The organism is Niastella yeongjuensis, assembly GCF_900110245.1.
GTDB lineage: Bacteria > Bacteroidota > Bacteroidia > Chitinophagales > Chitinophagaceae > Niastella > Niastella yeongjuensis.
On record NZ_FOCZ01000002.1, the window covers coordinates 630,847 to 644,017 of the forward strand.

The 13,171-nt window shown below is 45.6% G+C and carries 10 protein-coding genes; 4 read left to right on the forward strand and 6 right to left on the reverse strand.

Features of this window, described 5'->3' with window-relative positions:
• Window positions 1–37 precede the first annotated feature (37 nt).
• The 6 genes from BMX95_RS07320 to BMX95_RS07345 form a co-directional block, all read right to left on the reverse strand.
• Entirely contained in the window at window positions 38–1,294 is a 1,257-nt protein-coding gene (locus tag BMX95_RS07320; protein WP_081201378.1) for a T9SS type A sorting domain-containing protein, read from the reverse strand.
• A 383-nt stretch (window positions 1,295–1,677) separates the two neighbouring features.
• Window positions 1,678–3,828, reverse strand: a complete 2,151-nt coding sequence (locus tag BMX95_RS07325; protein ID WP_081201380.1) for an NHL domain-containing protein — start codon at window positions 3,826–3,828, stop codon at window positions 1,678–1,680.
• 401 nt (window positions 3,829–4,229) lie between these two features.
• Window positions 4,230–5,027 (reverse strand): SOS response-associated peptidase, encoded by a 798-nt coding sequence (locus tag BMX95_RS07330; protein ID WP_081201382.1) that lies wholly within the window; start codon window positions 5,025–5,027, stop codon window positions 4,230–4,232.
• A gap of 3 nt (window positions 5,028–5,030) precedes the next feature.
• The gene (locus BMX95_RS07335) at window positions 5,031–5,522 is read right to left on the reverse strand and encodes a hypothetical protein (protein WP_081201383.1); all 492 of its coding nucleotides are present in this window, start codon (window positions 5,520–5,522) and stop codon (window positions 5,031–5,033) included.
• A 3-nt stretch (window positions 5,523–5,525) separates the two neighbouring features.
• Window positions 5,526–6,788: a Y-family DNA polymerase gene (locus BMX95_RS07340; protein ID WP_081201384.1), complete on the reverse strand. Its 1,263-nt coding sequence runs from the start codon at window positions 6,786–6,788 to the stop codon at window positions 5,526–5,528.
• Window positions 6,772–7,164 (reverse strand): LexA family protein, encoded by a 393-nt coding sequence (locus tag BMX95_RS07345; RefSeq protein ID WP_317043934.1) that lies wholly within the window; start codon window positions 7,162–7,164, stop codon window positions 6,772–6,774. The genes BMX95_RS07340 and BMX95_RS07345 overlap by 17 nt, the downstream gene beginning before the upstream one ends.
• Window positions 7,165–7,205: 41 nt before the next feature.
• Here BMX95_RS07345 and BMX95_RS34440 point away from each other — a divergent pair, with 41 nt between their 5' ends.
• From BMX95_RS34440 to BMX95_RS07360, 4 genes are all read left to right on the forward strand, one after another.
• On the forward strand, window positions 7,206–7,391 hold the full coding sequence (locus BMX95_RS34440; RefSeq protein WP_133053960.1) for a hypothetical protein: 186 nt from the start codon (window positions 7,206–7,208) through the stop codon (window positions 7,389–7,391).
• 194 nt (window positions 7,392–7,585) lie between these two features.
• Window positions 7,586–7,750: a hypothetical protein gene (locus BMX95_RS34900; protein ID WP_165758969.1), complete on the forward strand. Its 165-nt coding sequence runs from the start codon at window positions 7,586–7,588 to the stop codon at window positions 7,748–7,750.
• Window positions 7,751–8,264: 514 nt separating this feature from the next.
• Window positions 8,265–11,381 carry a SusC/RagA family TonB-linked outer membrane protein gene (locus BMX95_RS07355; protein ID WP_081201391.1) on the forward strand — a complete coding sequence of 1,039 codons (3,117 nt, stop codon included), beginning with the start codon at window positions 8,265–8,267 and terminating at the stop codon, window positions 11,379–11,381.
• A 24-nt stretch (window positions 11,382–11,405) separates the two neighbouring features.
• Entirely contained in the window at window positions 11,406–13,139 is a 1,734-nt protein-coding gene (locus BMX95_RS07360; RefSeq protein WP_081201393.1) for a RagB/SusD family nutrient uptake outer membrane protein, read from the forward strand.
• Window positions 13,140–13,171 lie beyond the last annotated feature (32 nt).

A 13,171-nucleotide genomic window follows, 5' to 3' on the forward strand; every position in this document is an offset into this window, starting at 1 on the left:
AGAACGGCGTTATTGATCGTACCCTTAAAAACTATTTTTAATTTCTTGATTTTACTATTGTTTGCGTAATGAATGCTGCACCATTAGCCACTTTAATGTAGTAGGTGCCAGCTGGTACATCTGCCATGCCTATTGTGGCCGTTTGTTGTATGCTGAATGATTTTATTATACTGCCCATCGAGTTCAGCAATTGGCATTTTAAAGCCTGGTCTTGCCAGTTGGGTGGAACCGAAACATGTAACTCGTTCACTACCGGGTTAGGCCAGGTGGATAGCCTGGCACTGCCATTGTTAGTGCTTCCGATGCGTACGGTCCTTACTTCGGAGTATTTGTATTTCCCGTCTTTATCAACCAGCTTCAGCCGGTAATAGATCACGGATGCGGCTATTTTATTGAGGGGGTCCTTGTAAGAATAGTTATTGATTATGGAAGGATCTTCGGCCGGGAACAAAAGCCCTGTCTGCCCAAATTCCTTATTGTCATAACTTCTTTCAATACTGTAATGGCTTATGTTCTCCTCCTGTTGGGTGCTCCAGGTCAGCCATACTTTTTCATTGGTGAGCTGGGCGGTGAAGCTTACCAGGGTAACTGGTAAAAGTGTTAACGGGAGCTCGCTGCCTCGCATGTTCAGGCTGAACAGGTCATTGCCGCTCCAGCCATGTTGATTTTGATAATAACCAACCCGCATGGTTACGCTCGAAGTGGAAGGCGTGCTTACCCTGAACATTTGGGTAGAATCGTGTTCATCGATGCCCTGGCCGCCCGCTGGTTTGGAATCGGTGGCTGTGCCCCACATCGTATTGCCATTTTGAGTAACTACTACTTTGGGCGTAGGGCTAACGTATTGCCAGGTAGGATTGTCAACGGTGATCGCATTGAACTCCGTTATCTGGTTACTACCGTCGATACCCATAAACACACTGCTGAAATTAAATACGGACGTGGGTACTGTTGTACCTTTGTTTACAAACGTGATCGTAAACACGGCATAATGATAACCTATGCCACCCAAAGAACTTAATTGTGGTTGAAGGGCAGTGGAAGAAGAACCAGAAGGAGTGGCATCTATGCCAACCTGTGTTACATTGATCAGGCTGTCTACTTTTACCAATGCATCGATAAGACCTCCTGTTGTAACCGACGAAAAACGGTAAACACATCCTGCCTGCTGGAATGTGCCCGATTCAACGGTAGGGTTATTGAAGTTTAACGATTGCGCATTAGCCACAACGTTATATGTTATAAGAGCGGTTAATAAAGCTATTTTTTTAATAGCGGGGTACAATTGTGTCATACTGTGGTTTGAAAGGGTGAAGCAAATAGTAACCAGGACCACAGGAATTGGAGGTAAATTGATTTTTGCAGGGGAGATTGGAATATATTAGAATGCTCAGCTGTAAATATCTATTTACAGATAAACAGGATTACTAGAAAGGATGATGATAGATGAAACCGGAGGCTTATTCAGTAGGAAGATTGGGTACGAATACTTGAGTGAAATTGTTAATACAAAGATTAACACGTTTTTTTAATTATGCAAGTGTTGGGCCGGAAAATATCTGAATCTTGATCTGGAATAAGTGCGAAATGAAGAAGGGTTGATTTTCAACAGTATGTAAAATAAAAAAGGGTGGATCAACCGGTCCACCCTTTTTTATTATGTATATCCCAGAAAGTTTATTTAACTACTGAAACAGTTCCTTTTACGCTAACCTTACCAGTTTGCAAAGTTCCGGTGATAGTGTAGGTGTAGATGCCAGAGGCAACTTTCGCGCCTTTGTTAGTTCCGTCCCAACCCTTGGAGATATCGGTTGTTCTGAAAACTTCTGCACCGGCAGCACTTGTTATCACGAAGCTTGTGAGCGTGAAGGCAGGGTCAACTGCAGGGATTGCGAAAGGAGTACCAGCCGTTAAAGCTTTAGGCATGGCGATCTTTTTAACTACAGTTACAGTAACGTCAGCTGTTCCGGCGCAACCACTGGCGTTTGTACCAGATACTTTATAAACAGTGGTTTTAGCAGGTTTTACAATTGGGCTTGCTGTGTTGGCGCCAGTTACACCAGCTGCAGGTGTCCATGAGTAACCTGTGATGGGGGTGCCACCGCTGGTAGCAGTTAATTTAGCGCTGAAACCTTCGAATATTTTGATCTCTGTGTTTGATTTGATCTCAGGAGCAGTTCCCATTTTCACTTCAATTACGTTTGAAGAGATGGGAGCGCTTCCGCAACCACCGCCAGCACTTGCCATTACTACGCTTACTTTGTCGCCATCAACTAAAGAAGCATTGCTGTAAGAAGGGCCGGTAGCACCAGCTTCATTACCGTTCACCATCCATTTATAGCTGGGAGCAGTTCCGCCATTGGTTACTTTCACATTGAAAGTTGCAGGAGAACCAGCACACATACCATTCAGTGCAGGAGCAACTGCCAGGGTTGGTAATACACCACCACCTGAAACAGTTAAGGCTGCTTTATTGGAGAACAAGGTGCGGCAGGCGTTATTGGCCACAGCACGGTATTGTAAGTTGTTCATTTTGGCAGTGATACCGTTAACGGTAAGTGTACCTGTGGTAGCACCTGAGTAATTACCACCTTCTGCTATATCAGCCCACTCGCCATTTGTTTGAACCTGCCATTGGTAGTTGTCGGCATTGTTAGCGGCAACAGTAAATGTTACGCTGCCACCGGCACAAGCGCTTTTGTTGGCGGGTTGTGTTTCAAACGAAGGCATGGGAGCGTTACAGGATGATACTATTTCGCGGATGGTGTTGTTGTAGCTATCTGTGATGAATACGTTACCACCAGCATCGGTAGCGATACCGATTGGGTACCAGATCTTCGCCAGGATAGCAGGACCGCCGTCACCAGCGTAATCAGGTGCACCAGTACCAGCGATGGTAGTGATGATACCTTTTGCATTGATCTTTCTGATGGCGTGGTTTTGATAGTCAGAAGCATATACGTTACCAGCGGGGTCAACAGCCAAACCCTGGGGTGAACCCATCTGGAACTGAGCTTTGATGGCAGGACCGCCATCACCGCTGTAACCAGCAGTACCGTTTCCGGCAAAAGTGGTAATGATACCAGCGGCGTTTACTTTACGTACCACTGAGTTAGAAGGATCAGCTATATAAATATTGCCAGAGTAATCTACAGCAATACCTCCAGGTTGCGTTAACAACGCTTTTGTTGCAGGACCGCCATCACCAGCGTAACCGGCTCTTCCGGGAACCCCTGCTACGGTGCTGATAACCCCTTGTTTGTTCACTTTTCTGATTACTTTGTTAGAAGCATCTGAAATGTAGAGGTTACCTTCTTTGTCAACAGCAACGGCAGTAGGGCGATACAGCTTTGCCTGCGCAGCAGGACCGCCGTCACCACTAAAACCTTCAGTACCGTTACCGGCAAAGATGCTCATGATACCTGAGGTGGTTACTTTCTTAATTACAGAGGCGTTAAAGTCAGCGATGTAGATGTTGCCATCGTTATCGATGGTCATACCAGTTGGCTGGGCTAACTGGGCTGCAGTGGCGGGCCCGCCGTCACCGCCTGTACCGGCAGTACCATTACCAGCTACGGTGCTGATGATACCATTGGAATTTACTTTACGGATAACGTGGTTACGCATATCCGCAATGTACAGGTTGTTGTCGTTGTCGGTGGCCACCGCCCTTGGCTGGTTAAACCGGGCATTGTTGGCCGGACCGGCATCTCCTCCATATCCGGGAGATCCTACAACACCGGCTACAGTAGTAATTGTTTGTGAGTACGCTACAGAACTGCTTGCAAACAGAAGCAGGCCATTAAATACGATCTGGTTGAGTTTCATGGGATTAAAAGGATTAGTTTAATAACAGTTAAGTTATAGTCCTTGAAAAAATATAAAAAGTTTTCAATTCTGCCAATATCAATCTTAGTAGGATATCAACAGTATATTTCTACGGTTTACTTCGTGTTTTTGCTATCGTAACAATCATGCAAAACAGATGTGGAAAAGCCTGGGGAGGGGAGGGGAATTACGGCATCGCAATCAATTTTACCTTACTTACTTCGCCGATATGTTCCACACTGTTCACCTGACAGGCCGGGTTACACTAAATTCTCTGTTCTGGTACTCATTTTTCGGTTGCTGGCTTATCCACATTGCGTTTCCTCAATCCCCGGTAGTGAGAACTAAAGAACGGGCAATTACTAATATTATTGTTTCAAATACAGGATGCAGTAGTTTTACTATGAGAACAGGCTTTTTTGCTCCGTACTTTCGTCAATGCCCAATGGCGGCAGGTTTGGCCATTCGTACGGGGCTGTTTTTTCCTTACTGTCAGGGCGTGGTTTGGTAGACCGGATGGTGAATACCGGCCAGTAATCCAGTTGCTCGGAAGGCATTTCAAAATCAAGCACCTCCTGTATGCCTTCATCCGTTAAATCGGATTGCAGCCACTTTAATTCCAGTTCTTTGGGCAGGAACATCGGCATGCGGAACACATTGGGCCCGCCATTATGGATCTGTTTCATCACGGAATTGGCCGACCGCGTAATAAGTGTAAAAGTTCCTTTTATTTCACCGGTTTCCACATCGGGAATGGGAGCGTAATGATATAAACCGGGAATGCAGAACATGGGTCTGTCTGTCAGGTGAATAAAATAAGGCACTTTATTTTTCCACCCTTTTATTTCCCGGTGCTCGAAAATGCCGGTCACCGGAATAAGACATCTTTTTGAACGGATCCTTCGCCAGAAAGACTTTTTATCATTGATGATCTTTTCACTTTGGGCATTGCACATGTATTGCCGGCTCTGCTTTATTTTTTCAGGGGTATTCATGTAATCGGCAATAACGCCCCATTCGAATGGCATTAATTTATAGGCGCCGCCATCATTAATAATAACCGGGTATTTGCGGTAGGCCTGTGCCATTACGTGAATGGCCATGTCAAAATCAAAATTAAGCTGCCCATCCACTATCAGGTCGGGCAAATAATCTGTTATCAACTGAATGTTCGACGAAAAGGAAATATCGTAACACATGCATCAAAAGTTTTCAATGTCAGCGAGCGGTAATTTTACCTCATGGATCCCAAACTTTAAGGTAATGAAAAGTTCGCCAAACTGAACAAAAAGATCGGCCTTCACGGCATCGCTGCGGCCGGGATTCCAGCCCATCTTTTGATTGATGTAGTTACGGATCCGCGCGGCAATAGGCGCGGTAGGTTTCCAGGGTTTTTGTACCACCGGACTATAAATATGAAAACCTTCAGGCTGGCTGGCGGCAATGAACATTTTATCATAATGCTCCCGCTCGTTTATATTATATAAAAACCTGTTGGGATCATTGTCCAGCGTATCGTAATGAGTTTTTGCGCGGCTGTAATCAGTATAGTGGGTAAATAAAAAAGCGGCCTTGTTCAGGGGATCGAGCTGGTTTTTACCACGCGGATAGGTTTGACGCACAAAAAAAGTGTTGTCCGCTTTTATCAGCGATTCCAGCAACCGGGTTGTCAGTAAAACAAACGGATTGTGCATAGCTCAGATTTTTATGGTCAATACTTCTTCGATGCGGGTGGTATAACAGGGCGATAATTTCAACTGGCGCAGCTTCCACCGCGCACTGAACCCCTGCAAGGCAAACCGCACGGTATTCTTGCCAAACGATCTGTTCACTTTGTCCAACACCTGCATCAGTTGCGAATTCCGTGCCCTGTTTTCGGTATCGAAAATGTTACGCTGTACCTCGGTGGCCGGTACCAATTCCATAGCTGTACAACCTGTTTTACTGTAATTATAACCAGGGCGGTAAATGGTTTCAAACCCCTGGCGGGCATGGGCGATCAGTTCGTTGGTGCTGTTGGTAGCAACAGGCAGGCGAATGCTGAGGGAACGAAAATATTGCGGCTCGTTGGCGCGATGGGCGTTTGTTTGCACAAATATTTGAATGGTATTGGTCATCAGCTGCTCACTGCGCAGTTTAGCCGCTACCATAGACGTAAAGTTGGCCAGGGCTTCCATTACTTCGTTTTTGTCGTTCAATACCTTTCCAAACCCACGGGCCACGCAAACCATTTTCTTTTTGGGCGGCATTTCTTCAAAAGGAATGCAGGAAATGCCTTTCAATTCATGATACATCCGCTGCCCTGTTACCGATAAATTTTTCCGCACCCATTCTTCCGGAGCGCGGCTGAGGTCCCAGGCTGTGATGAATCCATTGCGGGTGAGCAGTTTCGTATATTGACTGCCGATACCCCAGATGTCATTAACGGGTGTGTTCTGCAACGTGAATTGCATTTTCTCCATGGTGTCGATACAATACACACCCAGCCGTTTATTTCTTTTCTTTACCAGGCGGTTGGCCATCTTTGCCAGTGTTTTGGAAGGTGCAATGCCAATGGAAACAGGAATACCGGTATGCTGCAGTACCGTACTGCGGATGATTTGCGCATAGTCGGTTAAATTATGATGCCGGAAGGAGGACAGGTTTAAAAACGCCTCGTCGATGGAATACACTTCCAGCTGATCGGAAAATTGCGAAAGGGTGGTCATAACCCGGTCGCTGAGGTCGCCGTATAAAGTATAGTTGGAAGAAAAAACCGATACGTTGTGTTGTTGCAGAATGGATTCTATTAAAAAGGAAGGGGCTCCCATTTCAATACCCAGCGCCTTTGCCTCGTCTGACCGGGCAATAACACAACCATCGTTGTTGCTGAGCACAACCAGGGGCCTGTTTTGGAGCCGGGGCTGAAAAAGCCGCTCACACGATGCATAAAAATTATTACAGTCAACCAATGCGATCATTATTATCATATTTAAACTTCACTACCACGGCGGTTACCACGCCCCATACCTGCATGTTCATTTCTTCTGTGACTACCAATGGTTTATAAACCGGGTTTTCGGGGTGTAACACCAGCGATTTACGGGTTTGAACAATGCGACGCACAGTAAATTCCCCATTGACCACCGCCAGTACGATCATGCCGCTGGCGGGTTTCAGCGACCGGTCAACCACCAGCAGGGAACCATGTGGCATACAGGCATTGACCATGCTATCGCCGGAAACCCGGAAATAAAAAGTGGCGGTAGGGTGCTGAACCAGGTATTGCGACAATTCAATCACATCCTCCTGGTAATCTTTGGCCGGAGACGGGAAGCCCATAATTATTTGTTTGATGACACACCAAAAATACTAATAGTTTTAGTAAATTTGTACTAATGAATTTAGTGGAAAACTTTATGACTTCAGTGGACCACTACTTCTTTTTAAAACTAATATCAGGGGATGAATTGGGTAAGATACAGGTGCTGAGCGGTTTTGGTAACAAATGCAGGAAGAATGGACACTGTATCGATCGTAACGAATTTAGTTATAACAGCAGTACAAAAAAGAACTGTTTATAACAAATAAAGTACAATGCATCCTTTATGAAATTTCAATATGAATTTGTTTTTTTCTTTGGTAAATGGAAAGAGATCCACGATATAAAGCTGTAAAAATTCTGATTGAAGGAAAACACATAACCGAATTCAAGGAAATCTTTACCCATGTGCCTAAAACTATTATGGCTCACGACCTGGGTACAAACAATAACCGAATGACTCGTTTGATTGCGAACGTTGATCAGTTTACGTTAGGCGAATTATACAAGATCAGTGATCTGTTGGATGTAGATTATAAGACGATTTTTACCTTGGCGCACACACAACATTTCGGGAACGACAAACGTGGTGGCAAAAAAAACCTTAACCGGCAATTTTGAAAACGCACAACCGGTAGTCCTTCTTCAGTCGCCGAATCCGCAACCAGGCGTGTAGGCGGTTAACCTTCGCCAAAGCTTGCGTCTTCGAAGACTTCGGCGGCCGAAAGCAATTGCAACACTGCTCCTCCCAAGTCCAAAATGATTAGTAGCCCGGAGGGGTATAAGGGCTGTTCCTATAGAATAGGGACGGCCCTTTATATTGTTGGATGGGTGGTTGTTAAAATAACTTAATACAATGCTAAAAACTATATAAAGGCCAGTGTGAGTAGTTGGTAATTTGAGTGCCGGCAGGTATCCTTATATGGTTACGCAGCAATAGTATGTTTCTTTACAGTTAGTTAGTTAGTTACAGGAGGCGGTCTTTGAACCGCCTCTGCTTATTTATGCAGTTGCTCATCAAAGATCATTCTGCCAAAATAGTTGAATGAATAGCGATTTGCTTATAGACGGGCTGTTGTTATAATCTGTTAGTTGCATCAGGAAAAATAGCCATTTATAAATCAAAACGATTGCTATGCTACACTTGCAAAACAAAAAAAGGTACGGCAATACCTTTTTTAAAAACAGTGCATTTATCACGGTATGCCTGCTATGTTTCTCCTTCCCGCTGAAGGCACAGGAAAGAACGGTGATAATAAAAGGGACCGTTAAAAACGATGCCGGCGAACCGCTTTCGGGCGTATCTGTAGTAGTGAAAGGAACAACTATGGGTTCCACCACAACAACAGATGGCGCCTTTCAAATTTCAGCGCCAGTTAAAAGCACGCTGTCCATCACCATGGTTGGTTACGTAAATAAGGAGGTGAAAGTAGGTACCACGGAACTGTCAGGCCTGAATATTTCCTTAACCGCCGACAAACTTGAAATGGATAAGGTCATTGTGGTAGGGTACGGTACCCGGCGTAAATCGGATATTACCGGCTCCATTGTTTCCATTAATGAACAATCAATAAAAGACATTCCTTCTTCCAACCTGGCCGCTGCCATTCAGGGGCAGGGCGCAGGGATAGATATTCAACGAAGCGGCGCCAACAGCAAACCAGGCGCTACGCCAAACATTTTGATCAGGGGCACCAGGTCGTTAGGCGCCAGCAACGACCCGCTGATCGTTGTAGATGGTATTCCATTTAACGGCAGTATCAATGACCTGAACCAGGATGATGTAGCCTCGGTTGAAATATTGAAAGATGGGTCCTCTACAGCCATTTACGGTTCACGCGGCGCCAATGGCGTGATCCTGATCTCCACCAAACGCGGCAAAAGCGCCAAATCCGTATTTACCTACAGTGGTTATGTGGGTACCAGTAAACTAACAAAAGAGTTTCCGGTTATGAATGCCGCTGAATTTACAGATCTGAAAAAATGGGCTAACATCATTGCCAACCCGGGCAAATACACCGGGCTCGATGATCCGCAGTTCCTGACCAATGGGGTTTTTGATCCCGCCGAAGTAGAAGGGATAAAAACAGGCCGGAATACCGACTGGCAAAGTCTTATCTATAAAACCGGGATGATCACCGATCACCAGTTAGGAGTTACTGGCGGTTCAGACCAAACACAATACGCGATCTCGGGTGGTTACTTTAACCAGACCGGTATTTATTACGGGCAAAGCTTTGAGCGATATACGGTAAAACTGAGTGTTGATCAACAGCTGGGAAAAATATTCAAAGTAGGATTGAATTCATTGAACACCTACTCCGTACGAAAAGGGGAAAGCGCCAACCCTATGGCGCAAGCGCTGCGTGCCAGCCCATTGGCATCGCCCTATGATAGTGCCGGTAATATATTGAATACCTATGTGCCCGGAAGCGCCAACCAGGTGTGGAACCCGCTGGCCGATCTGATTCCCGGTGCTGCCGTGGAAAACAGAAAACGCCTGGGAACATTCACCACCCTGTATTTGGAAGCGAATTTGTTTAAAGGACTGAAGTATCGGTTGAATGCCGGGGCCGAGATCAGATCGGATGTGTATGGAAACTTTTATTCCGACAAAACAAATTTCCGGATCAACCAGGGCGGTTCGGCTTCCTCTAACCGGAACGAAACATCGAATAATTATACCCTGGAAAACCTGTTGATCTATGATGCTACTATTGCGCAAAAGCATAAGTTTAATTTCACCGGGTTGTACAGCCTGCAGGAGGTGAGCTCTAAAACGAACCAGTTTGATAACACCAATATCCTGGCCGACTACCTTGGATATTTCAATCCAACCTACGGGTCAAACTTAAAAGGTACAGGCAGTTCTTCAAAAGCCGATATCCTTTCCTACATGGGAAGGGTTAACTATAGTTTCAACGACCGTTACCTGTTAACATTGACAATTCGTGCCGACGGATCATCCCGCCTGGCCGAAGGGAATAAATGGCACTCATTCCCGTCAGTAGCCTTTGCCTGGAATGTGAGCCGCGAAAACTTCATGCAAAATATACCGGCTATCAGCAACCTGAAATTAAGGGCCAGTTATGGAAGCGTGGGGCAGCAGTCGATCAATGCCTATCAAACACTGGGACAATTATCAGGACTGGTATATAACTACGGTTCAAACATGGTTACCGGCGCTTATTTAACGTCTACAGTCAATAATACGCTTACCTGGGAATATACGAAAACAGCCAACCTCGGTGTCGACTTCGGATTGCTGGGAAATCGTATTACCGGTTCCGTGGAGTTATATAAAGCATTTACCAACTCCTTGTTATTGCCGCAAACATTGCCGCCAACATCGGGCATTCCAAATCCAATAGTTACCAATGTTGGTAAAACGGAGAACAGAGGTATTGAAGTGCACATCAATACTACTAACATACAGGCACAAACCCGTAAAGATTTCAGCTGGACGAGTGATTTCAATTTCTTCGTGAACCGGGGTAAAATAACCCAGCTGTCAGGAGGGGTAACAAAAGACGCTGCTAATGGCTGGTTTATTGGGCAGCCGTTGAATGTGTATTATGATTATCAAAGAGTGGGTATCTGGCAGAATACGGCAGCAGATACTGCCGCAGCAAAAGCATTGGGATTGTCGGTATCTGGTAACTCATCAGTTATAGGCACCATTCGCGTGGCGGACATCAGCGGTCCCGATGGTAAACCCGATTCCAAAATAGATGCCACTTACGACCGCATAATTGTAGGAACAAGTCAACCCCAATGGGAAGGTGGTACTACCCAGCGTTTTGGGTTCCGCGGTTTTGACTTGACAGTAGTGGCATTTGCACGATGGGGCTATACTATGAACAGCAGTTTATATGGAGGCAATTTTGTAAACACTTATCAGGGCACATACAACAATTTAAAAACACATTACTGGACACCCGGGAACAACGAGCCCTGGAATCCCAAAGCAAATTCAGCGGCTACCAATCCATTGAACCGTTCGGTGCTGAGTTATTTCGACGGTTCATTTGTAAAGATCAGAAGCATAAGCCTGGGTTATAATCTTGATCAGTCATTAATAAAACGCATAGGCGCAAAGAACTTCCGGGTATATGCAACTGTAGCAGATCCGTTCATTCTTTTTTCGCCATACCGGCGGGCAGGAGGTATAGATCCTGAGGGTTCAGGAACTGTGGGCATTGATACACCGCCTACCTGGTCGATGATCTTCGGGATTAATATGTCGTTTTAATTTTCACCACCCAAAACAAGCTATATGAAAAAGATATTTTTATTCTGCAGCGGTCTCATCATCGGAATGAGCGGTTGTAATAAAAAACTGAAAGAAGAGCCCAACTCCATACTGGTACCAGCATTTTTTCAAACCAGTCAGGGTTTGCAGGCGGGAGTGGATGCTGCCTATGCAGGGATGCGCAATTTTTGGGGCGCACAGGAATTGTTTACTGCTACGGTAATAGGGACCGATGAGTTTCAGCGGGGTGTAGATGGCAACAGCGATATCAACCTTTATAGCTATACATCATCACATGGTACCATCACCACGCTTTGGAAAGCAGCTTATGTTTTTATCAATACCTGTAATGGTGTTATTGATTATGCTGATAAAGTTGACCTGCCGGCAGCTACTAAAAACAACCTGGTGGCGGAAGCCAAATTCCTGCGGGCCAATTACTATTTTATGCTCGCACAGTTTTGGGGCGATGTTACCCTGAACCTGCATTTTCAGTCGGAAGCGACAACTGCAGCAAAACGTGACCCCCTGGCCAGTATTTACGACGCCATTATTCAGGACCTGAAAGATGCCATAGCGATATTACCGGCAAGTCCTAAAAGCAATGGCGTATTAAGCGGGAAAGCGACCGCCGTAGCTGCCAAACATGTGCTGGCGAAAGTATACCTTACCCGGGCGGGCTCTGCTGCGAAAAAGGCTGATGATTATCAGAATGCCTACAACACCGCCGTGGATATCATCAACAACAGGGCTTCGTTAGGTTTGAATCTATTACCGGATTTTAGTAAGGTGTTCGCTGAAGGCAATGAAGACAATGAGGAAGTGATCTGGACGGTACAACATACCGCAAACCTGGCTTATAATGGTCCCAATAACAGTGGCATCAGCTCAAGCAACGGTATAAGTACCTTCAGCGCCGATAATGTTTTAAATCACATGTGGGTAGGGCAGTATGAGAAAAGACCGGGTATGATCCGCAGTACGCCGTATGGCCGTCCGTATATCCGGTGTATCCCTACACGTTGGTTAACCGATACGGCTTTTAAAGAAAGGGTGAACGATACCCGGTACGGCAAAACGTTTCAAACAGTATGGTATGCCAACAATCCAGATCCCAAAGGATATCCGGTTTGGCCAAATCCATTACCAGCCGGGGCGCCGGCAAATGCAGTGGCAGGACAACCAAAGTTTAAATTAGGAGATACTGCCATTTACATGCCTGGGGTGAGTAAAACGAAAGCAGAAATTGCCGCCAGTCGTTATTTGCTGATCCCTCCTGATAATTACGATAACACCCTTTCTGCTACCCTCACGAAATATTTCGATACCAAACGGGCCGATCTTAATTCGCCGTCTGTCCGGCCGGTGATCGCTTTCCGCCTGGCAGAAACTTACCTGGTGGCCGCAGAAGCAGCCTTTATGCTGGGGTTGCCGAATGCTGTTACCTACATCAATGCGGTGCGGGAGAGGGCTGCATACCCTGCGGGAAATGCAACGGCCATGGATATCATTGCGTCTGACCTGTCATTGGACTTTATACTGGATGAACGTACCCGCGAGCTTTGTGGTGAAAACGTTCGGTGGTGGGACCTGGTGCGCACCGGAAAATTATTACAACGGGTACGCAGTCATAATAAAGAAGCCGCTGCCAACATAATTGAAAAGCATGTATTGCGACCCATACCTCAGGCGCAAATAGATGCCACTACAACAGGCGATCCGTATAACAATAGTTTGTATTTTCCATTATGGAACTAGGTGGAAGTTGATTTTTAAAACAATATATTCAA

Coding starts and splice junctions, on each gene's coding strand:
- BMX95_RS07320 (WP_081201378.1), bottom strand. CDS start 1,294: ATGACACAATTGTACCCCGCTATTAAAAAAATAGCTTTATTAACCGCT.
- BMX95_RS07325 (WP_081201380.1), bottom strand. CDS start 3,828: ATGAAACTCAACCAGATCGTATTTAATGGCCTGCTTCTGTTTGCAAGC.
- BMX95_RS07330 (WP_081201382.1), bottom strand. CDS start 5,027: ATGTGTTACGATATTTCCTTTTCGTCGAACATTCAGTTGATAACAGAT.
- BMX95_RS07335 (WP_081201383.1), bottom strand. CDS start 5,522: ATGCACAATCCGTTTGTTTTACTGACAACCCGGTTGCTGGAATCGCTG.
- BMX95_RS07340 (WP_081201384.1), bottom strand. CDS start 6,788: ATGATCGCATTGGTTGACTGTAATAATTTTTATGCATCGTGTGAGCGG.
- BMX95_RS34440 (WP_133053960.1), top strand. CDS start 7,206: ATGAATTTAGTGGAAAACTTTATGACTTCAGTGGACCACTACTTCTTT.
- BMX95_RS34900 (WP_165758969.1), top strand. CDS start 7,586: ATGACTCGTTTGATTGCGAACGTTGATCAGTTTACGTTAGGCGAATTA.
- BMX95_RS07355 (WP_081201391.1), top strand. CDS start 8,265: ATGCTACACTTGCAAAACAAAAAAAGGTACGGCAATACCTTTTTTAAA.
- BMX95_RS07360 (WP_081201393.1), top strand. CDS start 11,406: ATGAAAAAGATATTTTTATTCTGCAGCGGTCTCATCATCGGAATGAGC.